Genomic DNA, 22,974 nt, shown 5'->3' with positions numbered 1-22,974 from the left:
CGTGTAGGAGCGAGCTTGCTCGCGAAAAACGTCAGGACAACGCGTTTACGCAGCAAACACGCGTTATCGTTGACGTCCATCGCGAGCAAGCTCGCTCCTACACGCGAAGAGGCCGGGCCAGACAACATCAATGCCGGATCAGCTTGCTACGCACCTCAGCACTGGCTTGTTGATCCAGCTCCGACCAGAAAACCTGCTTGCCGGCAATCTCCGCAGCCACCGGCAACCCATCGCGATACACCAACCGATTACTCGCCAACGCCGGCACTTTCGCACCGGGTAACAGCGTGCCCGCAAGGTTCAGCGGATCGACCCCGCACACTGCGATCAAACTCCCGTCATGGGGCCGGCGCCGAACTTCGCGCAGCAACGGAATCGCTTCAGGCAATGCGAACTGCTCGCCCGCCAGACCACTGACAAACCGCCCGCCACGAATCTCACCCCTTGCCTCCAGTCGGTGGAAGGTGCGCAGCAATTCCCGCCAGCTCGGCAGCCAGTCCGCCTCGCGCTCCAGCAGACGCCAGAACACCACGCCGTAGCGGCGCAGCAAGGTCATGGCGATATGTTCAAGGGTCTCGCCCGGCGTCGGCGCCGGACGTTTGTTCTCCACCACCGGCGCGGCAGCACCGCGGCGCAGCAAGGCCCAGCGCCCGGCATCGTCCATCCCGCCAACGAACGCCCCGCGCCCGCGTCGGCTGCTGCGGGCCTGGCGTTTACTGGCGGGGGTGATCAACGCACGCAGGCCGGCGAAACTGTCGGCGTTCACCAGGCCGGCGCCTACCAGTTCCTGCAAGGCGATTTCCAGCTCCGAGCGCAGCAGGTGCGCCTCGTGCATCAGCTCATCGAAAAACAGTGCGCCATGCTGGCTGAGGGCTTGGTGAACCTTTTGGGTTTTTGGCGACAGTTCGTCGACCGAGGTTTGCTCGGTCAAACTGCTCCACAACCCGACCTGACTGCGCGGCAACAGCAGAATCGGCGTGCTGCGCAGCGCGGTGCTGGCGCTCTTGCTGCGCGCGGTCAGGCGGGTCCAGACCAGTTTGCCGCTGCGGCACAGGTCATCCAGCCAGCTCGCCGAATAGCCTTTGATCCGTGCCGGCAGAATGTCGCTGTCCCAGGCTGAAGCGGCGGCCGGGTAGCCTTCGAACTGACCGACAATCGCCGGCAACACCGCGCTGCCCTGGCCTTGGGTCGTCGCGGACAGATGCTGCCAGTCAAACAGGAAACGCATGAAATCCTGCAGCGCCACCGGCTCGATTTCCCGCCGCAGACGCTTGACCGTGTAGCGATGAATGCGCGCCAGCAGATGCCGCTCGCACCATTCTTCCTGCGCGGCACCCGGGGTGAACTGGCCGCGCAGCACATAACCTTCGCGCTCCAGTCGAGCCAGCGCCTGGGTGACCTGAGTCGCGGGTAAGCCCAAAGGTTCGGCAATCGCTTGCAGTGGCAACGGACCAAAGGCGCTGAGCCGCGCGCGAACCACTTCAAGTACCGCAGCGTCCGCCTCCCAGGCTTCATCGAAACCCGGCAGCGCCAACAGCGGCGGCAGCAATGGGGCGTACGGGAAAATCGCCTGCAGGCAGGTCAGGCGCTCCAGCGCCAGCCATAGCGATTGCGCCGGGTTGATCTGCAAACGGCTGGCGCGGCCGCTGTCGGCCAAAGCGTTCAGCCATTCGTGCCAATGAGGGGTGGCTTGCGCCTCGGCGTCGCTGAGGCACGCCAGGCTCATCAGCGCCTCATGCATTTCATCGAAGCCCGTGGGGGCGGGCCAGGCTTCGTCGCGCACGGCTTGAATCGCTTCGGCATCCAGCGCCCCGAGGTCGTCGGTGGATTGTGGATCGGTCCAGCGACGATTGAGCACGGCTTGCGTGCGCCGTTCTTCCAGCGGCGCATCGTCGAGAAAGGTGTAGGGCCGGGCGCTGAGGATTTCTGCCGCCAGCGGCGAGGGGGCAGGCAGGTCGCGACTGATCAGGCGCACGTCGCCATGCTCCATGCGGCGCAACAAGGCCAGCCAGCCTTCACAATCCATGGCGTCGTGGAGGCAATCGTCGAGGGTCTGTTCCACCAGGGGATGTTCGGGAATCTCCCGTTCGCCGGCGAGATTTTCCACGCAGGCAATCTGGTCGGGGAACACGCTGGCGATCAGGTCTTCGCTTTTCATCCGCTGGATCTGCGGCGCGACTTTGCGTCCACCGGTGTAACGCGGCAGCGCCAGCGCCACCCCGGCATTCCAGCGCCAACGTACGCCGAACAGCGGCGCTTCGAGCACCGCTTGAGTCAGGATGTGTTCGGCGCTGGTGCTGTGCAGATAACGCCAGACGTCATCGAGCTCAAAGCTGTGGCTGCTGGACAGCGACAGTACGATGGCATCTTCGCTGGCGGCCGCCTGCAGTTCGAAGTTGAAGGTGCGGCAGAAGCGCTTGCGCAGGGCCAGGCCCCAGGCGCGGTTGATGCGGCTGCCAAACGGGGTGTGGATGATCAGCTGGGTGCCGCCGGACTCGTCGAAAAACCGCTCCATCAGCAGTGTGTCTTGCGATGGCAACGCGCCGAGGGTCAGGCGCGCGCGGGCCAGGTACTCCACCAATTGCTCGGCACTGGCGAGATTGAGGCCGAGGGTGTCGGTCAGCCAGTCGAGCGCGGGCTGCAAGTCACCGGGTGTGGCGCCCAAAAGATCATCGAGTTGCCCTTGCAAGCGAGCCACGGCGAACGACAGCTCATCACTGCGACCGGGCGCTTCGCCGAGCCAGAACGGGATGGTCGGCGGTTGACCCTGAGCGTCTTCGACCCGGACCTTGCCGGTTTCGACCCGCAGGATCCGGTAAGAGGTGTTGCCTAGCTGGAAGACATCGCCGGCGATGCTTTCCACCGCGAAATCTTCGTTGACGCTGCCGATGTTCAGCCCTTGAGGCTCCAGCAGCACGCTGTAGTCGGCGTTGTCCGGGATGGTCCCGCCGCTGGTCACGGCGGTCAGTTTGCTGCCCCGGCGACCGCGCAGCGTGCGGGTCACGGCGTCGCGGTGCAGGTAAGCGCTGCGAATGCCCTGACGCCCGTTGTAGCCGTCGGCGAGCATGTGCAGCAGCGCCTGATAATGCTGGTCGTCGAGTTCGGCATAAGGCGAAGCCCGGCGGAACATCGCCAGCAATGCCTGCTCCTGCCATTCCTGACAGCTGACTTCAGCGATGATCTGTTGCGCGAGTACGTCCAGCGGTGCCCGGGGAATCTGCAAGGTATCGAGTTCGCCGCGACGCACGCAGTCGAGCAGGGCGATGCATTCGATCAGGTCGTCGCGGGTGATGGCAAACAATCGCCCCTTGGGCGTACCGCCGACCTGGTGCCCGGAGCGGCCGACCCGTTGCAGGAATCCGGCAATCGAGCGTGGCGAGGCGATCTGGCAGACCAGGTCGACGTCGCCGATGTCGATCCCCAGTTCCAGCGAGGCCGTCGCGATCAGCACTTGCAGGTCGCCGCGCTTGAGCCGTTGCTCGGCGTCGAGGCGGAACTCTTTGGCCAGGCTGCCGTGGTGGGCGGCGACCGCGTCCTTGCCCAGACGCTCGCTCAAGTGCCGGCTCAGGCGCTCGGCCAGGCGCCGGGTATTAACGAAAATCAGCGTGGTCCGGTGCTCGCGGGCGAGGGCGGCGAGGCGGTCGTACACCAGTTCCCAAACGTCGTTGGCCATGACCGCCGACAACGGCACGGGCGGCACTTCGATGTCCAGATCCCGCGGCCGGGCGTGGCCGATATCGATGATTTCGCACGGGCGGTCGCGACCGACCAGAAAACGCGAGACCACGTCGATCGGCTTTTGCGTCGCAGACAGGCCGATGCGCATCAAGGGATGCGTGCACAGTGCCTGCAAGCGTTCCAGGCTCAGGGCCAGGTGGCTGCCGCGTTTGCTGGCGGCGATGGCGTGGATTTCGTCGACGATGACCGTGCGAGTGGTCTTGAGCATTTGCCGACCGGAGTCGGAGCCGAGTAGCACGTACAGGGATTCGGGCGTGGTCACCAGAATGTGCGGCGCCGTCCTGCGCATGGCCGAGCGGTCTTTTTGCGGTGTATCGCCGGTGCGCACGGCGGTTGTGATCTGCAGTTCGGGCAGGCCCATCACGCGCAATTGTCCGGTAATGCCGGCCAAGGGGGTTTGCAGGTTGATCTGGATGTCGTTGGACAGGGCTTTGAGCGGCGAGACGTAGACCACCAGGGTTTCGTCGGGCAGGCCATCGGCAGTTTCCAGGCCGCGGTGGACCAGATCATCGATGACCGCGAGAAACGCGGTGAGGGTCTTGCCGGACCCGGTGGGTGCTGCGATCAATGTGGAACGGTGCTGGCGAATCAACGGCCACGCCCGGGCCTGGGCGGCGGTGACCGTCGCAAACGTGTTGCCGAACCAGGCGCTGACGGCAGGGTGGAAGCCTGTCAGGGCGCTGTCTGCGGGGATGGGCAGGTTCATGGGGTAATTTATGGGGGTGGGGTGCTTAAGATGCAAGTACCGCTCAAGATCTCCATTGGCCTGTAGGCCCAATCGCGGGCAAGCCCGCTCCCACAGGGTCTCTATTGTTTACAGATTTTGCATTCAACACAGATCCCTGTGGGAGCGGGCTTGCTCGCGATGAGGCCTGTGGCAGCACCACAATTGCGGGAGATGTACACTTTACGGATGACGGTTGCGCTCTAAACCCGCAAAATGCAACGATTCCGGTATCTATCGACGACATTGCCCTCGCGTAATGTCGATAAGCCATTGTTCCAATCAGACTGGGCCTGCTGACTCTATGCGAATGCGCCTTATGTTACTGGGCGGCGGAAATGCCCTTGGGCAGGCGCTGATTCGCCTTGGTGCGGAGGAAGACATCGGCTTCCTCGCCCCCCGCCCACCGCAAGACGGCTGGGATGCCGCGAGCCTGACGCAACTGCTCGACGACACCCGCCCGGACGCGCTGATCAACCTCGCCTACTACTTCGACTGGTTCCAGGCGGAGGTGGTCAGCGAGCAGCGTCTGGCCGCCCAGGAGCGGGCGATCGAGCGTCTGGCCGAGCTGTGCCAGCATCACAACATCGTTCTGATGCAACCCTCGAGCTATCGCGTGTTCGATGGCTCCAGGGCCACGGCCTACAGCGAAAAAGACGAACCGGTGCCCCTGGGCCTGCGCGGTCAGGCCTTGTGGCGGATCGAACAAAGTGTGCGCGCCACCTGCCCGCAGCACGTGCTGCTGCGTTTCGGCTGGCTGCTCGATGACAGCCCCGACGGCAGCCTCGGACGTTTCCTCGCCCGGGCAGAAACGCCAGAAGAACTGCTGATGGCCGATGACCGTCGGGGCAATCCGACACCAGTGGATGACGCCGCCCGGGTGATCATTTCGGTGCTCAAGCAACTCGATTGTGCCGCGCCGCTGTGGGGCACCTACCATTACGCCGGGCATGAGGCGACCACGCCGCTGGCGCTGGGGCAGGCGATCCTGACCGAAGCCCGTGCGTTGCATCCGCTGGCCATCGAAGCACCGACCGCCCAGGCTCACGCCGCGCGCCCGGATGCCGCGGAGGAGCCGCAACACGCGGTGCTGGCCTGCAAGAAAATTCTGCACACGTTCGGCATCAAGCCCCGCGCCTGGCGCGCGGCACTCCCGGGCTTACTCGACAGGTTTTATCGCCATGGCTGACGGCCCTGTTTTTATCACCGGCGGTGCCGGTTTCATCGGCTCGCACCTGACCGATGCCTTGCTCGCCAAGGGCCATTCGGTGCGGATTCTCGATGACCTGTCGACTGGCAAGCGCAGCAATTTGCCGCTGGACAACCCCAAGGTCGAACTGATTGTGGGTGATGTTGCCGATGCGGCACTGGTGGCACAGGCGATGCGCGGTTGCAGCGCGGTCGCGCACCTTGCGGCGGTGGCTTCGGTGCAAGCGTCGGTGGACGATCCGGTGAAGACTCACCAGAGCAACTTCATCGGCTCGCTGAATGTCTGCGAAGCCATGCGCCAGGCCGGCGTCAAGCGGGTGCTGTTTGCGTCCAGCGCGGCGGTCTACGGCAATAACGGCGAAGGGGAGTCGATCGACGAAGACACGCCCAAGGCCCCGTTGACGCCGTACGCATCGGACAAGTTGGCGAGCGAGCATTACTTCGATTTCTACCGTCGCCAGCATGACCTGGAACCGGTGATCTTTCGCTTTTTCAACATCTTCGGCCCACGTCAGGATCCGTCCTCGCCGTACTCCGGCGTGATCAGCATTTTCAGCGAGCGTGCGCAGAAAGGCCTGCCGATCACCGTGTTTGGTGATGGCGAGCAGACGCGTGATTTTGTCTACGTCGAAGACCTGGTCGACTTGCTGGTGCAAGCCATCGAGAAACCACAGGTCGAGGTGGGCCCGGTGAATGTCGGCTGGAACCAGGCCACCACCCTCAAGCAAATGCTGGAAGCGCTGGAGGCGGTGGTCGGTCAGTTGCCGCCCGTGAACTACGGCCCGGCGCGCGCCGGCGACATCCGCCATTCACGGGCGGACAATCGGCGTCTGCTGGAGCGCTTTACCTACCCGCAGCAGACCCCGTTGCGTGAGGGGCTGGCGCGGTTGCTGGGTCGCTGCCCAACTAATTGAACGCCAGGCCCTTGTAGGAGCGAGCTTGCTCGCGATGGTCTTAAGGCTGACGCGTTTACTCAGAAAGTACGCGTTATCGTTGACGTCCATCGCGAGCAAGCTCGCTCCTACAAAGGGTGCGTGGCGGGTTTTTAGAACTTGTAGCCCAGGCCGACCATGTAGATGAACGGATCCACATCCACATCGACCTTGGCCCGGGTGCCCGGTGCCACGGCGTTATTTTCCACCGTCGCCGTGGTATCGATGTCGATGTAGCGCACCTGGGCGTTGATCATCACGCTGTCGGTCAGCATGTAGTCAGCGCCGACCTGAAACGCCATGCCCCAGGAATTCTCCGCCTTGAAGTTGCTGAAGCCGTTGGCGCTGGCTTCGCTGCCGACGTGTTCGTCATAGATCCAGGTGTAGTTGATACCGGCACCGACATACGGCTGGAACGCGGACTTCGGGTCGAGCGGGTAGTACACGACGCTCAGGGTTGGCGGCAGGTGTTTCAGGCTGCCGAGTTTGCCGTTGGCCGCCCCCAAGGCGGTGCCCTTGAGCTTCACGTCATGTTCGAACGGCGAGGCCGCGAGCAACTCGATCCCCCAATGACTGTCGAGCATGTAGGCGAAGTTCAGGCCCAGTTGCGTGTCGCTGCTCATGGTGGCCTTGCCGCCCAGGTCGGCACCCGCCAGCGGGCCCTGATCGACCTTGACGCTGGAGCTGTCGGCATCCGGGTTGACGGTGATCGCACCGGCACGAACGATGATGTCGCCGGCGTCATGGGCATGGGCGAGCGGGGCTGCGAGCGCGAGGGCAAACAGCGAAGCGCTGAGCAAGGACTTGTGCATGGAGGCTCCAGAGGACGTTGAAAATGTTCGATGTCCAATGGTACGGAAGCGTCTGATACGGTCTTTTGACTCAGCTCAATGAAACGGTGATGGCCTTGGTTTTTGTGGGATGGCTGATGGCCTCTTCGCGGGCAAGTCGGATCGCCGCACCGCTCGCTCCTACGGGATTGGTGGTGTCCTTGTAGAGCTAGGCTTGCCCGCGAAGGGGCCTTCCTTGAACACAAAATTGTCGGATTCACTCCGGCAATTCATACGCATAGATCTTATCCGCCTCCATCTGATACCCCGCATCAGCCAACTCACTGCTCGATGCCTTGACCTGCAGCGCCCCCTCGATCCAGTACGGCTGATACAGCTCATCGAGCTTCACACCGACTTCGCTTTTCACATGCACGATCTGGTTCGACGGCGGTGGCGGCACATGAATGCAGGCGCCGAAATAGGGCACCAGCAAAAATTCCGTAGTGCGACCCGCTTCACTGACTTCCAGTGGCACGATGTAGCCAGGCAAGCGAATGTTCTGGCCATCGAGGGTGTTCACCACTGGCGCATTCGGCATGTCTTGCCTGGCCGCGGGTGCCGATTCTGCAGCCAGCGCGTCACCCATCTGCGACAGGTCGTGCAGCGGCGTCATGTTCGGCACTTCCGGTGCGGCGTCCGGCGGGATCATTTCCGACCAGGTCAGGTCTTTCGGCGCGGCCGCCCACAGCGGCAGGGCGACCAGCATCAACAGCGCAAGCACAGCGCGGGGCATCTTCAACGTCCTCATAGTCGGATCGACAGGCCATCGGCCACGGATTGGCGATACGCACGCCAGGCCGGCACGCTGCCCATCAGCAACGCGGCGCTCAGGATGCCACCGAGCAGCGTCCATTCATATTCGCTTGGCCAGGCCAGTGGCAGATATAAACCGTAATTAGCCTGGACATACCCCTGGGCGGCGGCGATGCCGATGTAGAGCAAGGCCACGCCGGCTATCACCCCCGACAGCGCCAACGCGAACGCTTCCAGCACCAGCAGGGTCGCGATATGCCACGGCCGCGCGCCCACCGAACGCAGAATCGCCATCTCGCGCCGCCGTTCGTTGAGGCTCGTGAGAATGGCGGTGAGCATGCCGATCAACCCGGTCAGCACCACGAACAGCGACACCACGAACAAGGCCTTTTCCGCCGTGCTCATCAAACTCCACAGTTCCTGCAAGGCCACCCCCGGCAGGATCGCCAACATCGGTTCGCCACGGAATTCATTGATTTCGCGCTGCAGGGCAAAGGTCGAAATCTTGCTGTTGAGGCCGAGCATGAACGCGGTGATCGCCTGCGGCGTCAGGTCCAGGTTGCGTGCCTGATCGGCACTGATCCGACCGTTGCCGCGGGCCGGCACACCGTTGTGCCAATCGACATGGATCGCCTCCATGCCGCCGAGGCTGATGTGTAGCGTGCGGTCTACCGGGGTGCCGGTGCGTTTGAGAATGCCCACCACGGTGAACGGCTTGTCGTCGTGCTTGACCAGGCTGATCACGGCCACGCCGTGGGCCAGTACCAGTTTGTCACCCAGCTTGTAGTGCAATGCGTCGGCGACTTCGGCACCGAGCACCACTTCGAACGGGTCAGTGGCGAAGGCACGACCATAGGCCAGCTCCAAGTGCTGTTGACGGCCGTACTGGTAATGCTCGAAGTAGGCCTGGGTGGTGCCCATCACCCGATATCCGCGATGGGAGTCACCGAGGGACATCGGGATCGCCCACTTCACCTTCGGGTTGTTGGCGAAGTGCTCGAAGCTGTCCCAGCGGATGTTGTTGGTGGCGTTGCCGATGCGGAACACCGAGTACAGCAGCAGATTCACCGAGCCGGAGCGGGCGCCGACGATCAGGTCGGTGCCGCTGATGGTGCTGGCGAAACTGGCCTTGGCCTCGGTGCGCACCCGTTCCACCGCCAGCAGCAGGCAGACCGACAGGGCGATGGCGAACGCGGTAAGGATCGCGGTAAAGCGGCGGTTAGCCAGGCTGGCCATGGCTAGGCGGAACAAATACATCTCAAACCTCGAACGGGGTGGCGGCGCGATTGAGATCGGCCAGCGACAGATTGCGATCGAACAACGGCGCCAGGCTCTGGTCATGGCTGACGAACAACAGGCTCGATCCGGCTTCGCGGCATTCGGCGAACAGCAAGCGGATGAAATTCTCCCGGGCGTCGTAATCCAGGGCCGAAGTCGGTTCGTCGGCGATCACCAGTTCCGGCTGGCCGATCAACGCCCGTGCGGCGGCGACCCGTTGCTGTTGGCCGATGGACAGCGAATCGGCGCGGCGACCGAGGATGTTTTCATCTTTCAGGCCCAAATGCGCGAGCAGGGTGGCCGCGGCCTGATCGACGCTGCCGTGGCGCTGGATCGCCCGTTCGGCGCGCAGCCTGGAAAAGCGGCAGGGCAGCTCGACGTTCTCGCGCACCGAGAGAAACGGCAGCAGGTTGAACTGTTGGAAGAGGTAGCCGGTGTGATCGACACGAAAACGATCGCGCGCGCCGGCGCCGAGTTCGGTCAGTTCCTGGCCGAGCAGGCGAATGCTGCCGCGATCCGGCTTCTGCACGCCGCCAAGCAGGCCGAGCAGGGTGGTTTTGCCGCTGCCGCTGGGGCCTTTGAGGAACAGGGTTTCACCCGGCTCCAGGCGAAACGCCGGGATATCCAGCAGTGGCGGGTGACCGGGCCAGCTGAAGCCCAGGTCGGTCAGTTCGATGAGTGCTTGGGTCATAGCGCCGGTTTCATGGGGTTATCTCAATTTCACATCCAACACACCTTCCTGTGGGAGCGAGCTTGCTCGCGATGAGGCCATAACATTCAGCATCTACGTCGACTGTTACGCCGCTATCGCGAGCAAGCTCGCTCCCACAGGGGGGCTTCGGTGAACTTAGAATTTCAGGGCAGCCGTCTTGGCCGTCACTTCAATCCCTTGCTGCCCGCTCGGGCCGATCAGTTGTACCTGAATCTTCCGGGTCGCCGGGAAGGTGTTGAACATATTCGCCAGGTCCAGCGTCTTCAGTGCACCCGGTGACGAGCAACTGAATTGGTAATGCGCGTGGATGTCGCTGTGATCGCGATGGTCTTCCTTGGCGTCATGGTCGTGATCATCATCGGCATCCGGCTTGTCGCCAAACAAGGGGCTTTCCAATTCCTGCTTCGCGATCACGCAACCCGCGGCTGGTGGCAGGTTGAACAGTATCAGGGGTTTCTCCAGCTGCGCACGGACGGCGGCGACCTTGGCCTTGTCGGCGTCGGTGGTGGCAGCGTGTTCGAAACCCACCAGGTTCATCGCCGGGCTTTCCAGCTCCAGTTCCAGGGTCTGGCCGTCCAGCGCCGCATTCAAGCGACCGACGCCATGTTCGTGGGCGCCCAGGCTGCCGTGCTCATGGTCATGTTCATCGGCGGCATGGGCGACGGCCAGCGGCAGCAGGGCAAACGGCAAAGCGAGAAGCAGACGGCGCATGACGAGTCTCCGAAGTCAAATGACTATTTTGTTATGTGATCTTATAACATTTATGCGCAGAGTTTGACCGCCCGCTTGGCGTTGCACAAGTCCCATGGGAGCATGTGAGTCAGAAATGTGCAGGAGAAGACTTATGTTGCGTATACGCGGAAGCATTGGCGACTGGCCGGTAGATTTGACCCTGGAACTCGATGACGCCGACTGGGCGCGGCTGGGTGCGCAGTTGCAGGTGAGCACACCCGAGGCCGAGGCCAGTGCTGCGCCGGCCAGACCGGTGAATCAGGATGATACGCAGTGGCAGATCGCAAAGGATTTGCTGCGCAAGGCGGGGCAAATGAGCGGGCCGGATTTGCTGGAGCAGCTTGAAGGATTGACCGGCAGCGCGGCGTCGGGCAAGCGGCTGCTGGTGCGGTTGCGCCATTGCGCGGATGTGAAGGTAGAGAGCGGCGGGGATACGCCGCTGTACCGCTGGCTGTAGGAGCCGGCTTGCCGGCGAAAGCGGCGTGTCAGGCAACATTAATGCTGGGTGTGACGGCCTCTTCGCCGGCAAGTCGGATCGCCGCACCGCAGCTCCCACAGGAGCCGGCTTGCCGGCGATGAACGATGACGCGATTCGTCAGTGATTCTCAGTACAGCGCAGCAAACAACTTGCGCCGATACGTGGTCACCAGCGGGTGATCGTTGCCCAGCAGTTCGAACACCTGCAGCAATGTCTTGTGTGGCAAGCCTTCGCTGTAGCTGCGATTGCGGATGAACAGCTTGAGCAAGGCATCCAGCGCCGCATCGTACTGCTGGCGGGCAAGCTGCTGGACCGCCAGTTGGTACACCGCTTCATCGTCCTGCGGGTTCTTCGCCAGGCGCGCTTTCAGGTCCGCCGCATCCGGCAAGTCCCTGGCCTGGCCGAGGAACTGGATCTGTGCCTTGGCTCCGGCCAGGGCCGCCTTGTGCTCATCGCTCTTGACCGCGTCGAGCACGGTTTGCGCTTCGCCCAGTTCGCCCCGCTCGGTGAGGCAGCGAGCATAGAGAATCAGCGCCCCGGCGTTGGTGTTGTCTTCGCCCAGCAGCACCTTGAGGGCGGCTTCGGCGTCGGCGAAGCGGTTGTCATCGAACAGTGCCTGAGCCTGTTCGAATGGATCGGCAGCCGCGGGCGGCGGCATCTGCACATGAGGTTCAAGCAGGGCGCGGACGGCGGATTCCGGTTGCGCACCGGCAAAACCGTCCACCGGCTGACCGTCCTTGAACAGCACGACCGTCGGCAGGCTGCGAATGCCGAAGCGCGAGACGATGTCCGGCTCGACGTCGCAATTGACCTTGGCCAGCAGCAACTCGCCCTGATAACTCTCGGCGATGGTTTGCAGCATCGGCATCAGCGCCTTGCACGGTGCACACCATTCGGCCCAGAAATCCACCAGCACCGGTTTGTGGAAAGAGTTCTCGATCACCGATTGCTCGAAGTCGGCAGTCGTGGCGTCGAAGATGTACGGCGTTTCCTGACTCATGGGGGATCTCGTAAAAGCGTGGATGGCGCCACTATAAGGCTTGGTGGGGGCTGGCCGGAAGGGTGGGGCATCGGGAGGTGTGTTGCCTGATAGGGCGCCTTCGCGGGCAAGCCACGCTCCACAGGTTCAGCGTCGGTCTTGAGAACACCGCTGAACTTGTGGGAGCGAGCTTGCTCGCGATGCTTTTAGCCGCGCCGCGCGTGATACAGGCTCACATGCCGAAACTCTTCGGGCTCGGCCAGATCGGGCAAAGTCATCGCTTCGAGCGTTTCTATCCGTCGATACAACGGATGACGAAAATCCCTCACCCGCGAATCCGCCACCAATGCTTCCCGGCCGCGACTCAGGAATTCATCGAGCAACGGCAGGTTCGCCCGGTCATACAGCACATCGGCCACCAGAATCAGATCGAACCGATCCGCCTCGGCAAAAAAATCCGTCGAATAGCTGAGCCGTACCCCATTGAGTTCGGCATTCGCCCGACACGCGGCGATCGCCAGCGGGTCCAGGTCACAAGCCACCACTTCCAGCGCCCCGGACTTGACCGCTGCAATCCCCGCCACCCCGGATCCGGCGCCGAAATCCAGCACCCGCTTGCCTTTGACCCATTCAGGGAATCGGTCGAGATAGCGCGCCACCGCCAGCCCGCTGGCCCAGCAGAAGCTCCAGTACGGCGGCTCGTGCAGGATCCGCCGGGTTTCTTCCGGGCTGAAGGCGCGGTCCATCTTGTCGCCGTCGATCAGCCAAAGCTTCAGTTCGGTATCCGGCAAGGCACAAGCCACCAACTGTGCATCACCGAGCAGTCCGGCCAACGCCTGTTGCAGGTCGAGCGGTGCAATCATGGTGCTTTGACGAACTGCAGTTGACCCATCGCCTGGGTCGTTGGCTGGCTGATGACTTGCGACGGCAGGTGCAGAATCAACTGGCCGGACTGGCTGGCGCGGCCACGCAGTTCAACGCGGGCACCTGCCGGAAAGGATGCCGGGTTGAAACGCAGACGAAACGGCAATATCTGATTGGTGCCGATCAGGCTGGAACTGGCGAGCAATTGTTGCGGGCGGTCCTGGTTGTCGACCACCAGCAGCGCCAGTTCGACCTCTGCACCGGACGGTACGCCTTGCAAGGTGCCGCTCAATTCACGTTGATGCGCGGGCAGCGGGCCCAGGTCGGCAGACTCCCTGGCTTTTTTCTGCGCCTGTTGCGGCGCAGGGCCGGGCTCCGGTGGCTTGGGCGCATCGCTGCTACAGGCCACCAGGAGGCTGAAAAGACTGAGCAAAATGAGCGGTCGTATGGACATTGGTGGCTCCAGCTGGGTGAAATCCATGAGTCAAAGGGTAGGGTGTCCTGTCTCGCAAATACTGTTCCGTTTTGACGGCGTCTGTTGCCGTCATGCTGCGTTGCCGCTCCTCGCCATAGCGGGCTATGACTCGTCGCGGCGCCTTGCCTGACGACAACAGCCACTCGTCAAAACAGGAACGTATTTACGAGACAGGACACTAGCCCGTCTGTATACCGCAAAGCCTATGGCTTGTCTTGCCACCCGGATGCGCTACCATGGCCCTCCCTTTTTTTGTTGCCTGCCACCATGCACTGTCCCTTCTGCGGTGCCAACGACACCAAGGTCATCGACTCGCGTCTGGTCGCCGAGGGCGAACAGGTGCGCCGCCGGCGCGAATGCCTGGCCTGCGGCGAACGTTTCACGACGTTCGAGACGGCTGAACTGGTGTTGCCGCGCCTTATCAAAACCGACGGCAGCCGCCAGCCGTTCGACGAAGAAAAACTGCGCGCCGGCATGCAGCGTGCGCTGGAGAAGCGCCCGGTGAGTGTCGAGCGTCTCGAATCGTCGCTGGTGCACATCAAACATAAACTGCGCGCCACCGGCGAGCGCGAGGTCAAATCCCTCGTGGTCGGTGAACTGGTGATGGCCGAGCTGCAAAAGCTCGACGAAGTCGCCTACATTCGTTTCGCCTCCGTGTATCGGCGCTTCCAGGACCTCAACGAGTTCCGCGAAGAGATCGATCGCCTGGCCCGTGAGCCGGTGAAAGAATGACCCAATCCCCAGAACAAGCCGTCCTCGACGCCCATTACATGGCCCGTGCCCTGGAACTGGCGCGCAGAGGTCACTACACCACGCACCCCAACCCGCGGGTGGGCTGCGTGATCGTGCGTGACGGGCAAATCGTCGGCGAAGGCTGGCACGTGCGCACCGGCGAACCCCATGCAGAAGTCCACGCCCTGCGCGCCGCCGGCGACAAGGCGCGGGGCGCCACGGCTTACGTGACCCTCGAACCTTGCAGCCATCACGGCCACACGCCGCCCTGCGCCGATGCACTGGTGAACGCCGGGCTGGCGCGGGTGGTTGCGGCGATGCAGGACCCGAACCCGGAAGTCGCCGGTCGCGGCCTGCAGCGCCTGGCCCAGGCCGGCATCGCTACCGAAAGCGGCGTGCTCGAAGGCGAGGCGCGCAAGCTCAACGAAGGCTTCCTCAAGCGTATGGAGCACGGCTTGCCGTTCGTACGGGTCAAGTTGGCCATGAGCCTGGACGGTCGCACGGCGATGGAAAGCGGCGAAAGCCAGTGGATCACCGGCACAGCGGCGCGTTCGGCGGTACAACGCCTGCGCGCCCAGGCCAGCGTGGTGCTGACCGGCGCCGACACGGTGCTGGCGGACAACGCCCGGCTGACGGTGCGTGCCGATGAATTGGGGCTGGACCCCGAGCAAACCGCGTTGGCGATGAGTCGTCCACCGCTGCGCGTGCTGATCGACGGCCGTTTGCGGGTGCCGCTGGATGCGCCGTTCTTCAAGGCCGGCCCGGCGCTGGTCGCCACCTGCATGGCCATCGAAGAGCAATACGCCAACGGCCCGGAATGCCTGATCGTGACCGGCGCCGATGGCCTGGTCGACCTGCGTAAACTGCTGGTCGAACTCGCCCATCGTGGCGTCAACGAAGTGTTGGTCGAAGCGGGGCCGCGTCTTGCCGGGGCCTTTGCCCGGCAGGGACTGGTGGACGAGTTCCAGATTTTCATCGCCGGCAAGTTTCTTGGCTCCTCGGCACGGCCGCTGCTGGACTGGCCGCTGGCGCAGATGAAAGACGCGCCCGAGCTAAAAATCACTGAAATTCGTGCGGTTGGCGAAGACTGGCGAGTCATTGCCATTCCTGTGCCGGCGGCGAGCGTATAATTCCCGGCCTGCGCCACGCGACGGCTTTGTTCTCGAGGAGGACTCCATGTTTACCGGCATCATCGAATCCATCGGCAGTATTCGTGCATTGACCCCAAAAGGCGGAGATGTGCGGGTACACGTAGAAACCGGCAAGCTCGACTTGAGCGACGTCAAACTGGGCGACAGCATTGCGGTAAACGGCGTGTGCCTGACCGCGGTCGAGTTGCCCGGCAATGGCTTTGCGGCGGACGTCAGCCGTGAAACCCTCGATTGCACCGCCATGAATGACTTGAAAAGCGGCAGCCCGGTCAACCTGGAAAAAGCCCTGACCCCGACTACCCGTCTTGGCGGGCATCTGGTCAGCGGGCACGTCGATGGCGTGGGTGAAGTGGTTGCCCGCACCGAGAACGCCCGCGCGGTGGAATTCCGCATCCGTGCGCCGAAAGACCTGGCCAAGTACATCGCCCATAAAGGCTCGATCACCGTCGATGGCACCAGCCTGACCGTGAACGCGGTCGATGGCGCCGAGTTCCTGCTGACGATCATTCCGCACACCCTGAGCGAAACCATCATGGCGTCTTACCAGCCAGGTCGCCGGGTGAATCTTGAAGTTGACTTGCTGGCACGTTATCTGGAGCGGCTGCTTTTAGGCGATAAAGCTGCAGAGCCGACTTCCGGTAACATCACTGAAAGCTTTCTGGCCCAAAACGGCTACCTCAAATCCTGAAGCTCAAATTTCGAAAGAAGGGGGGTGCCTTGTGGCGCTCAATAGCATCGAAGAACTGGTTGAAGATATCCGCCAAGGCAAGATGGTCATCCTCATGGATGACGAAGACCGCGAGAATGAAGGCGACCTGATCATGGCCGCCGAATGCTGCCAGCCTGAACACATCAACTTCATGGCCAAGCACGCCCGTGGCCTGATCTGCATGCCGATGAGCCGCGAGCGCTGCGAACTGCTGAAGCTGCCGCTGATGGCTCCGCGCAACGGTTCCGGTTTCGGCACCAAGTTCACCGTGTCCATCGAAGCCGCCACCGGCGTGACCACCGGCATCTCGGCCGCCGACCGTGCGCGCACCGTGCAGGCCGCCGCCGCGAAAGACGCCAAGGCTGAAGACATCGTCAGCCCCGGCCATATCTTCCCGCTGATGGCCCAGGCCGGCGGCACCCTGGCCCGTGCCGGCCACACCGAAGCGGCGTGCGACCTGGCACGCATGGCCGGTTTCGAGCCGAGCGGGGTGATTTGCGAAGTGATGAACGACGACGGCACCATGTCCCGTCGCGCCGAGCTCGAAGCGTTTGCCGCTGAACACAACATCAAGATCGGCACCATCGCCGACCTGATTCACTACCGGATGATCCACGAGCGTACCGTTCAGCGGATTGCCGAGCAGCCACTGGACAGCGAACTGGGCCAATTCAACCTGGTGACCTATCGTGATTCCGTGGAAGGCGACGTGCACATGGCATTGACCCTGGGCACCGTGTGCGGCGAAGAACCGACCCTGGTTCGCGTGCATAACATGGACCCGCTGCGCGACTTGTTGATGGTCAAGCAGCCCGGCCGCTGGAGCCTGCGCGCCGCCATGGCCGCGGTCGCCGAGGCTGGCAGCGGCGTGGTGCTGTTGCTCGGTCACCCGCTCGATGGCGACGTGTTGCTGGCACACATCCGTGAAACCGCGGAGCACGTACCGGCGAAAAAACCGACCACCTACAGCATCGTCGGTGCCGGTTCGCAGATCCTCCGGGACCTGGGCGTACGCAAAATGCGCCTGATGAGTGCACCGATGAAATTTAATGCGATATCCGGTTTCGATCTGGAAGTTGTAGAATACGTGCCCTCCGAATAATGACCGGCAGTTTGCGGGCCTGTATTCGCGGTTAACAAATCACTGAGGGACGCGTAGAAAACGCGTCCCGGCTCTTTAAGAGATCTAACGAATGACCCTGAAGACCATCGAAGGTACCTTCATCGCCCCTAAAGGCCGCTACGCTCTGGTAGTGGGCCGTTTCAACAGCTTCGTGGTTGAAAGCCTGGTCAGCGGTGCAGTTGATGCCCTGGTTCGCCATGGCGTGAGCGAAAGCGACATCACCATCATCCGTGCGCCTGGCGCCTTCGAAATCCCGCTGGTTGCGCAGAAAGTTGCTCAGAAGGGCGAATACGCGGCAATCATCGCCCTGGGCGCGGTCATTCGTGGCGGTACTCCGCACTTCGAATACGTGGCGGGCGAATGCACCAAGGGCCTGGCCCAGGTGTCCATGGAGTTCGGCGTTCCAGTCGCATTTGGCGTGCTGACCGTTGATTCCATCGAGCAAGCCATCGAACGTTCCGGCACCAAGGCCGGTAACAAAGGTGCCGAAGCTGCCCTGTCCGCCCTGGAAATGGTCAGCCTGCTGGCGCAGTTGGAGGCCAAGTGATTAGCGACGAAAGCGATCGTTTCAACCCGCGCGATCCAAAGCCTGCGGATGCCGGCAAGCCATCGAAAAGCGTCAAGCGTCGCGAAGCCCGTCAGCTCGCGACCCAGGCGCTGTATCAATGGCACATGGCCAAGCAGTCGCTGAACGAGATCGAAGCGCAGTTCCGGGTCGATAACGATTTCAGCGATGTCGACGGCGCCTACTTCCGTGAAATCCTGCACGGGGTTCCGGCGCAGAAGGACCGTATCGACGCCGCACTGGCGCCATGCCTGGACATCACGATCGAAGAGCTGGACCCGGTTGAACTGGCGGTCCTGCGCCTGTCGACCTGGGAACTGCTCGAGCGCGTCGACGTGCCGTACCGCGTGGTGATCAACGAAGGTATCGAGCTGGCGAAAGTCTTCGGCTCCACCGACGGCCACAAGTTCGTCAACGGTGTGCTCGACAAGCTGGCCCCGCGTCTGCGTGAAGCTGAAGTGAAGGCGTTCAAGCGCTGATTGGCGCTTGATATCGCTATGGGTGAGTTTGAGCTGATCCGCAATTTCTTCGCCGCCGCGCCTTGTGCGCAAGGCGGCGAAGGCGTTGCCCTCGGGATCGGCGATGACTGCGCCTTGCTGGCTGTTCCCCCCGGGGAGCAGTTGGCTATTTCCACCGACACCCTCGTGGCCGGTGTGCATTTCGCAGACCCTTGCGACCCGTTTCTGCTCGGTCAGCGCTCGCTGGCCGTGGCCGTCAGCGATCTGGCTGCCATGGGCGCCACCCCCATCGCCTTTACCCTTGCCCTGACCCTGCCGACGGTGACCGCCGATTGGCTGGACGCCTACGCCCGTGGTTTGAACCTCATGGCGCAAAGCTGCGGTGTCGCACTGGTTGGCGGCGATACCACCCGTGGGCCCTTGAGCCTGACCATGACTGTGTTCGGGCGTGTGCCCAGTGGTTTGGCGTTGACCCGTAGCGGCGCGAAGCCAGGCGATTTGTTGTGCGTTGGCGGTGAACTGGGCAATGCCGCTGGCGCCTTGCCGCTGGTGCTCGGCCAGCGCACGGCTGAACCGGCCATTGCCGACCCGCTGCTGGCGCATTACTGGTCGCCGCAACCGCAGCTTGGGCTGGGCATGGCCTTGCGGGGCAAGGCGACCTCAGCGCTGGACATCTCCGACGGCTTGCTCGCCGACTGTGGGCATATCGCTCTCGCATCGAAGGTAGGCATTCAAGTTGAACGGGACCGTTTGCCGCTGTCGAAGGCTTTAGTGGCCTTGCTCGGTCAGTCGGGTGCAGTAAACGCGGCCCTCAGTGGCGGAGACGATTACGTCCTGGCCTTCACATTACCGTCTGTCGAGTTGCCACAAATGATGGCAGATGGCTGGCCGATCCATGTGGTCGGGCGTGTGGTGGCAGGGCAAGGCGTCGTGCTGCTGGATGCCGATGGCCAAGACATCACCCCGCAAACCCGGGGCTATCAACATTTTCGGGAGACACCGTGACAGATCATCCCAATCAAGTCCCGGCGGAATTCGTACCGCCCTCGGTCTGGCGCAATCCCTGGCATTTCATCGCGTTCGGCTTCGGTTCGGGCACCCTGCCAAAAGCACCGGGCACCTGGGGTTCGTTAGTTGCGCTACCCTTTATTCCGCTGTGGCAGATGCTGCCCGACTGGGGTTACTGGCTGATGCTGGGCATCACCATGCTGTTCGGCTTCTGGCTGTGCGGCAAGGTGGCCGACGATTTGCGGGTGCACGACCACGAAGGCATCGTCTGGGACGAAATGGTCGGGATGTGGATCACGCTGTGGCTGGTACCGGAAGGTTGGTATTGGTTGCTGGCAGGTTTTCTGGTATTTCGCTTCTTCGATATCCTCAAGCCGTGGCCTATTCACTGGATAGACAAGCATGTGCACGGTGGCGTCGGGATCATGCTCGACGACGTATTGGCCGGGGTGTTTGCGTGGTTGGCGATGCAGGGGCTGGTATGGATTTTCGCCTGAGTGGCGGAACAGGGGATTAGGGATGGCTCGACGCTGGTTGCTGGTGATGGTCTTGGCGATGTTGAGTGCGCTTGCCCAGGCGGCGGATGAACCGGCGACCCCGTCCGTGATTCATCTGGCCAGCGAGGACTGGGAAGACTACACCGCCGCGGACGGTCACGGTCTGGGCTGGGACGTGTTGCGCGAGGTGTTCGAGCCGGCCGGGGTCAAGCTGGACATCCGTACCGAGCCCTACTTGCGTTCCATGGGGCTGGCCCAGCGGGGTGAAGTGGACGCCTGCGTCGGCTCCTATCGTGACGAGACCAGCGACCTGCTGTATCCACGCTGGAGCTTCGATACCGATCACATCTATGCCCTGGGGCTGGCCAGCAATCCGGCCCCGACTCCGGAAACCCTGGGCAACTATCGACTGGCCTGGGTCCGCGGCTACGATTATCAGGACTACCTGCCCAACGTGCGTCGTTACAACGAAGTCCTGCGGCGTACCGGAATCCTGTCGATGCTGGTCCATAATCGCGCCGACTTTTACATCGATGCGCTGACCGAGGTCGACTACGTCGTCAAGCGGGCCAGGGATCCCTCGCAGTTCCGTCGCACCCACATAGCAGAGTTGCCGCTGTACCTGTGCTTCGCCGATACACCCAGGGCCCGTGCATTGATGGCGCTGTTCGACCAACGCATGGAACAATTGGTGAAAAGCGGCCGGCTGAAACCGATTTTCGAGCGTTGGAAGCAGCCTTATCCGTTTGATCCGAATTGAAGCCGATCATGCGGCTGGCGAGAACTTACCTGGGGTGCCTCCGACCCTGTGGGAGCGGGCTTGCTCGCGAAAGCGGTGTGTCAGGCGACATCATTATTGACTGAGCCACCGTCTTCGCGAGCAAGCCCGCTCCCACAGGAGTGGGGCGGGGCGTGGTTGAGATCAAACATTTTGATCGTTATGCCCCATAATTCAGCCTAAGCGTCAGTTGGAACCTGCTGTTACAATGCCGCGTCTGCGAATCTCCAGTACCTATAGATCAGGAGCACACCGGTGCCTGTCGTTTTTGTCGCCGCTTCCAAGCTGCCAACGCCTTTTGCGAATTTCACCATGCACGGCTTTCTCGATGAGGAAAACGGGCGCGAGCACGTCGTGCTGAGTCTGGGTGAGTTCGTCGACGGTGCCCCGGTACTCGGCCGGTTGCATTCCGAGTGCCTGACGGGCGATGCCTTGTTCAGCCAGCGCTGCGATTGCGGCTCGCAGCTCGAGGCAGCCTTGCAGGCCATCGCCCGTGAAGGCCGTGGCGTGTTGCTGTACTTGCGTCAGGAAGGCCGTGGCATTGGCTTGCTGAACAAGATCCGCGCCTATGAATTGCAGGATGGCGGTGCCGACACCGTGGAAGCCAACGAACGCCTGGGCTTTGCCGCCGACCAGCGCGATTACGCCATGTGCCTGCCGATGCTGCAGCACCTGGGCGTGGAATCCCTGCGTTTGATGACCAACAACCCGCGCAAGGTCAAAGCCTTGACCGACATGGGTATCGTGGTCACCGAGCGCGTACCGCTGCACACCGGCCACAATCCGCATAACAAACTCTACCTGGCCACCAAGGCCAGCAAGCTCGACCACATGATGGGCAACGAGCACCAGGGTGAGGCGGACCGGGCGTGACCCGCGGTCAGGTGCGGCGGCGACTGTCCGTCAATTGGTGGCAATACCTGGCGCTGGCCCTGGTGCCCCTGTTCGTGATCAACGGTGTGTTTGGCCAGGGCGAGGCGATCCTGCCGGTGCTGGCGATGCCATTGTTCATCGCCGGTGTGGCCTCGATGTTTGTCAGCCTGAAATTCTTTGGTGGCTACAAACACGGGCTGATCGCCACCCAGAAAGCCCTCGACACCCCTGAAGAGCCTGCCGCCTGGATTGCCCTGGCCGCCAAGCGTCGTACCGCATTCCTGGTCGCCGCTCTGCCGGCCTGGATCGGTGCGTTGGCGGTGTTCGTCGGCCTTGAAGCGGTGCCACTGATGCTGCTGGCGCTGTCGACCCTGGTACTGTTCTACCTCTACCGTATTCCGCGTCAACTCGGTTGATGCGCAGCGTCTGGCTGGCGGTGTTGCTGCTGGCCGTCAGCGGCTCGGCGACTGCGCTCGAGCGGGTGGTCAGCCTGGCGCCATCGCTGTCCGAAATCGTCGTCGAACTGGGCTCAGCCGATCTGCTGGTGGGGGTGCTGGATGCCGGTGAGCGTCCCGCGGAACTCAAGGATGTTCCTTCCGTTGGCCGCTATGGTCAGGTGGACATGGAGCAACTGCTCAGCCTGAAACCCGACTTGTTGTTGCTCTGGCCCGGCAGTGTCGGCCCGGCCCAGCGTGAGCAGCTCAAGCGACTGAACATACCGACCTACGTCGCCGAACCCCACACCTTCGAACAACTCACTGCGCAGATCGAGGCGATTGCCATGCAACTCGGCAGGCCGGAGCGTGGTGTTTTATTGGCTGGGAACTTGCGTCAGCACCTGGATTCGTTGCGCCTGCGTTATCGACGGGACAAGCCGTTGCAGGTGTTTTACCAGGTCTGGGATCGGCCGCTGTACACCGTGGGCGGCGGGCAGATCATCAGTGATGCGCTTGAGGTGTGCGGCGCGCGCAATGTGTTCGCCGACCTGACATTGCCGGCGCCGCAGGTCAGTATCGAAGCAGTGTTGCAGCGCAATCCCGAGGTGATTCTGGCCGGTGATCAGGCGCAGCTCGATGCGTGGAAGGTGTGGCCGCAGGTGGCGGCGGTGGCGCAGGGGCAGTTGCTGCTGGTGACGGATAAAGGCCTGGAACGGCCGAGTGGGCAGATGATCGAGGCGACGGCCAAGTTGTGCCAGGTCATCGCGCCGGACCGCTGAGACCGAGGTGCTGCCATCGCGAGCAAGCTCGCTCCCACATTGGATTTGTGGTGCGCAGAGATCCAGTGTCCCCAAATGGGATTTGTGGTGCACAGAGATCCAGTGTCCCACATTGGATTTGTGGTGCACAAAGATCCAGTGTGGGAGCGGGCTTGCC

The 22,974-nt window shown here is 62.6% G+C and carries 24 protein-coding genes; 15 read left to right on the top strand and 9 right to left on the bottom strand.

The genetic code is table 11. The features are described from left to right. Positions 1–127: 127 nt before the first annotated feature. Complete coding sequence (locus PMA3_RS27025; RefSeq protein ID WP_064680035.1) at positions 128–4,444, bottom strand: DEAD/DEAH box helicase; 4,317 nt, start codon at positions 4,442–4,444, stop codon at positions 128–130. Between the two features lie 322 nt (positions 4,445–4,766). Between PMA3_RS27025 and PMA3_RS27020 the strand changes: the two genes are divergently transcribed. Both PMA3_RS27020 and PMA3_RS27015 read left to right on the top strand, forming a co-directional pair. Further along, positions 4,767–5,651, top strand: coding sequence for a sugar nucleotide-binding protein (locus PMA3_RS27020; RefSeq protein WP_064680034.1), 885 nt, complete (start codon positions 4,767–4,769; stop codon positions 5,649–5,651). Beyond that, positions 5,644–6,585 carry an NAD-dependent epimerase/dehydratase family protein gene (locus tag PMA3_RS27015; RefSeq protein ID WP_064680033.1) on the top strand — a complete coding sequence of 314 codons (942 nt, stop codon included), beginning with the start codon at positions 5,644–5,646 and terminating at the stop codon, positions 6,583–6,585. Before PMA3_RS27020 ends, PMA3_RS27015 begins: the two co-directional genes overlap by 8 nt. Before the next feature lie 131 nt (positions 6,586–6,716). On the opposite strand, the gene PMA3_RS27010 is transcribed toward PMA3_RS27015, so the two are convergent. The 5 genes from PMA3_RS27010 to PMA3_RS26990 form a co-directional block, all read right to left on the bottom strand. Beyond that, positions 6,717–7,415 (bottom strand): OmpW/AlkL family protein, encoded by a 699-nt coding sequence (locus PMA3_RS27010; RefSeq protein ID WP_064680032.1) that lies wholly within the window; start codon positions 7,413–7,415, stop codon positions 6,717–6,719. A 235-nt stretch (positions 7,416–7,650) separates the two neighbouring features. Continuing rightward, entirely contained in the window at positions 7,651–8,169 is a 519-nt protein-coding gene (locus PMA3_RS27005; protein WP_064680031.1) for a DUF3299 domain-containing protein, read from the bottom strand. 11 nt (positions 8,170–8,180) lie between these two features. Further along, a complete protein-coding gene (locus PMA3_RS27000; RefSeq protein ID WP_064680030.1) occupies positions 8,181–9,446 on the bottom strand; it encodes an ABC transporter permease in 1,266 nt (421 codons plus the stop codon). 1 nt (position 9,447) lies between these two features. Continuing rightward, positions 9,448–10,158 carry an ABC transporter ATP-binding protein gene (locus PMA3_RS26995; RefSeq protein WP_064680029.1) on the bottom strand — a complete coding sequence of 237 codons (711 nt, stop codon included), beginning with the start codon at positions 10,156–10,158 and terminating at the stop codon, positions 9,448–9,450. A 156-nt stretch (positions 10,159–10,314) separates the two neighbouring features. Continuing rightward, positions 10,315–10,890 (bottom strand): DUF2796 domain-containing protein, encoded by a 576-nt coding sequence (locus tag PMA3_RS26990; RefSeq protein WP_064680028.1) that lies wholly within the window; start codon positions 10,888–10,890, stop codon positions 10,315–10,317. Between the two features lie 133 nt (positions 10,891–11,023). Between PMA3_RS26990 and PMA3_RS26985 the strand changes: the two genes are divergently transcribed. After that, positions 11,024–11,368, top strand: a complete 345-nt coding sequence (locus tag PMA3_RS26985; protein WP_064680027.1) for a hypothetical protein — start codon at positions 11,024–11,026, stop codon at positions 11,366–11,368. 148 nt (positions 11,369–11,516) lie between these two features. On the opposite strand, the gene trxA is transcribed toward PMA3_RS26985, so the two are convergent. The 3 genes from trxA to PMA3_RS26970 all read right to left on the bottom strand — a co-directional run bounded on the left by trxA (position 11,517) and on the right by PMA3_RS26970 (position 13,686). Continuing rightward, positions 11,517–12,389 carry a thioredoxin gene (trxA, locus tag PMA3_RS26980; RefSeq protein WP_064680026.1) on the bottom strand — a complete coding sequence of 291 codons (873 nt, stop codon included), beginning with the start codon at positions 12,387–12,389 and terminating at the stop codon, positions 11,517–11,519. A gap of 185 nt (positions 12,390–12,574) precedes the next feature. After that, positions 12,575–13,231, bottom strand: coding sequence for a class I SAM-dependent methyltransferase (locus PMA3_RS26975; protein ID WP_064680025.1), 657 nt, complete (start codon positions 13,229–13,231; stop codon positions 12,575–12,577). After that, complete coding sequence (locus PMA3_RS26970) at positions 13,228–13,686, bottom strand: YbaY family lipoprotein (protein ID WP_064680024.1); 459 nt, start codon at positions 13,684–13,686, stop codon at positions 13,228–13,230. Before PMA3_RS26970 ends, PMA3_RS26975 begins: the two co-directional genes overlap by 4 nt. A 288-nt stretch (positions 13,687–13,974) precedes the next feature. Between PMA3_RS26970 and nrdR the strand changes: the two genes are divergently transcribed. The 12 genes from nrdR to PMA3_RS26910 all read left to right on the top strand — a co-directional run bounded on the left by nrdR (position 13,975) and on the right by PMA3_RS26910 (position 22,817). Next, a complete protein-coding gene (gene nrdR / locus PMA3_RS26965; protein ID WP_003228656.1) occupies positions 13,975–14,439 on the top strand; it encodes a transcriptional regulator NrdR in 465 nt (154 codons plus the stop codon). After that, on the top strand, positions 14,436–15,569 hold the full coding sequence (ribD, locus tag PMA3_RS26960) for a bifunctional diaminohydroxyphosphoribosylaminopyrimidine deaminase/5-amino-6-(5-phosphoribosylamino)uracil reductase RibD (RefSeq protein WP_064680023.1): 1,134 nt from the start codon (positions 14,436–14,438) through the stop codon (positions 15,567–15,569). The genes nrdR and ribD overlap by 4 nt, the downstream gene beginning before the upstream one ends. A 46-nt stretch (positions 15,570–15,615) precedes the next feature. Further along, positions 15,616–16,278 (top strand): riboflavin synthase, encoded by a 663-nt coding sequence (locus PMA3_RS26955; protein ID WP_064680022.1) that lies wholly within the window; start codon positions 15,616–15,618, stop codon positions 16,276–16,278. Between the two features lie 31 nt (positions 16,279–16,309). Continuing rightward, a complete protein-coding gene (gene ribBA, locus PMA3_RS26950; protein ID WP_064680021.1) occupies positions 16,310–17,401 on the top strand; it encodes a bifunctional 3,4-dihydroxy-2-butanone-4-phosphate synthase/GTP cyclohydrolase II in 1,092 nt (363 codons plus the stop codon). A 91-nt stretch (positions 17,402–17,492) separates the two neighbouring features. Further along, the gene (ribH, locus tag PMA3_RS26945; protein ID WP_003185938.1) at positions 17,493–17,969 is read left to right on the top strand and encodes a 6,7-dimethyl-8-ribityllumazine synthase; all 477 of its coding nucleotides are present in this window, start codon (positions 17,493–17,495) and stop codon (positions 17,967–17,969) included. Continuing rightward, positions 17,966–18,466, top strand: coding sequence for a transcription antitermination factor NusB (gene nusB / locus PMA3_RS26940; protein WP_007906833.1), 501 nt, complete (start codon positions 17,966–17,968; stop codon positions 18,464–18,466). The genes ribH and nusB overlap by 4 nt, the downstream gene beginning before the upstream one ends. 18 nt (positions 18,467–18,484) lie before the next feature. Next, positions 18,485–19,450: a thiamine-phosphate kinase gene (thiL, locus tag PMA3_RS26935; protein ID WP_064680020.1), complete on the top strand. Its 966-nt coding sequence runs from the start codon at positions 18,485–18,487 to the stop codon at positions 19,448–19,450. Beyond that, positions 19,447–19,950 carry a phosphatidylglycerophosphatase A family protein gene (locus tag PMA3_RS26930; RefSeq protein ID WP_064680019.1) on the top strand — a complete coding sequence of 168 codons (504 nt, stop codon included), beginning with the start codon at positions 19,447–19,449 and terminating at the stop codon, positions 19,948–19,950. The genes thiL and PMA3_RS26930 overlap by 4 nt, the downstream gene beginning before the upstream one ends. 22 nt (positions 19,951–19,972) lie before the next feature. Further along, positions 19,973–20,710, top strand: a complete 738-nt coding sequence (locus PMA3_RS26925) for a substrate-binding periplasmic protein (RefSeq protein WP_064680018.1) — start codon at positions 19,973–19,975, stop codon at positions 20,708–20,710. 273 nt (positions 20,711–20,983) lie between these two features. Continuing rightward, entirely contained in the window at positions 20,984–21,601 is a 618-nt protein-coding gene (gene ribA / locus PMA3_RS26920) for a GTP cyclohydrolase II (protein WP_064680017.1), read from the top strand. Beyond that, positions 21,598–22,017, top strand: a complete 420-nt coding sequence (locus PMA3_RS26915) for a hypothetical protein (RefSeq protein ID WP_064680016.1) — start codon at positions 21,598–21,600, stop codon at positions 22,015–22,017. Before ribA ends, PMA3_RS26915 begins: the two co-directional genes overlap by 4 nt. Continuing rightward, positions 22,017–22,817, top strand: a complete 801-nt coding sequence (locus tag PMA3_RS26910; protein ID WP_064680015.1) for a cobalamin-binding protein — start codon at positions 22,017–22,019, stop codon at positions 22,815–22,817. Before PMA3_RS26915 ends, PMA3_RS26910 begins: the two co-directional genes overlap by 1 nt. Positions 22,818–22,974: the final 157 nt, after the last annotated feature.

It is taken from the genome of Pseudomonas silesiensis, from assembly GCF_001661075.1.
In the GTDB taxonomy this organism is placed as follows: Bacteria; Pseudomonadota; Gammaproteobacteria; order Pseudomonadales; family Pseudomonadaceae; genus Aquipseudomonas; species Aquipseudomonas silesiensis.
The sequence above is the reverse complement of the archived record's forward strand: the minus strand, read 5'-3'. Positions and strand labels throughout refer to the sequence as shown.

Bases quoted from the DNA above. Each gene is read 5' to 3' on its own strand.
- PMA3_RS27025 (WP_064680035.1), bottom strand. From the start codon at position 4,444: ATGAACCTGCCCATCCCCGCAGACAGCGCCCTGACAGGCTTCCACCCT.
- PMA3_RS27020 (WP_064680034.1), top strand. From the start codon at position 4,767: ATGCGAATGCGCCTTATGTTACTGGGCGGCGGAAATGCCCTTGGGCAG.
- PMA3_RS27015 (WP_064680033.1), top strand. From the start codon at position 5,644: ATGGCTGACGGCCCTGTTTTTATCACCGGCGGTGCCGGTTTCATCGGC.
- PMA3_RS27010 (WP_064680032.1), bottom strand. From the start codon at position 7,415: ATGCACAAGTCCTTGCTCAGCGCTTCGCTGTTTGCCCTCGCGCTCGCA.
- PMA3_RS27005 (WP_064680031.1), bottom strand. From the start codon at position 8,169: ATGCCCCGCGCTGTGCTTGCGCTGTTGATGCTGGTCGCCCTGCCGCTG.
- PMA3_RS27000 (WP_064680030.1), bottom strand. From the start codon at position 9,446: ATGTATTTGTTCCGCCTAGCCATGGCCAGCCTGGCTAACCGCCGCTTT.
- PMA3_RS26995 (WP_064680029.1), bottom strand. From the start codon at position 10,158: ATGACCCAAGCACTCATCGAACTGACCGACCTGGGCTTCAGCTGGCCC.
- PMA3_RS26990 (WP_064680028.1), bottom strand. From the start codon at position 10,890: ATGCGCCGTCTGCTTCTCGCTTTGCCGTTTGCCCTGCTGCCGCTGGCC.
- PMA3_RS26985 (WP_064680027.1), top strand. From the start codon at position 11,024: ATGTTGCGTATACGCGGAAGCATTGGCGACTGGCCGGTAGATTTGACC.
- trxA (WP_064680026.1), bottom strand. From the start codon at position 12,389: ATGAGTCAGGAAACGCCGTACATCTTCGACGCCACGACTGCCGACTTC.
- PMA3_RS26975 (WP_064680025.1), bottom strand. From the start codon at position 13,231: ATGATTGCACCGCTCGACCTGCAACAGGCGTTGGCCGGACTGCTCGGT.
- PMA3_RS26970 (WP_064680024.1), bottom strand. From the start codon at position 13,686: ATGTCCATACGACCGCTCATTTTGCTCAGTCTTTTCAGCCTCCTGGTG.
- nrdR (WP_003228656.1), top strand. From the start codon at position 13,975: ATGCACTGTCCCTTCTGCGGTGCCAACGACACCAAGGTCATCGACTCG.
- ribD (WP_064680023.1), top strand. From the start codon at position 14,436: ATGACCCAATCCCCAGAACAAGCCGTCCTCGACGCCCATTACATGGCC.
- PMA3_RS26955 (WP_064680022.1), top strand. From the start codon at position 15,616: ATGTTTACCGGCATCATCGAATCCATCGGCAGTATTCGTGCATTGACC.
- ribH (WP_003185938.1), top strand. From the start codon at position 17,493: ATGACCCTGAAGACCATCGAAGGTACCTTCATCGCCCCTAAAGGCCGC.
- thiL (WP_064680020.1), top strand. From the start codon at position 18,485: ATGGGTGAGTTTGAGCTGATCCGCAATTTCTTCGCCGCCGCGCCTTGT.
- PMA3_RS26925 (WP_064680018.1), top strand. From the start codon at position 19,973: ATGGCTCGACGCTGGTTGCTGGTGATGGTCTTGGCGATGTTGAGTGCG.
- PMA3_RS26910 (WP_064680015.1), top strand. From the start codon at position 22,017: ATGCGCAGCGTCTGGCTGGCGGTGTTGCTGCTGGCCGTCAGCGGCTCG.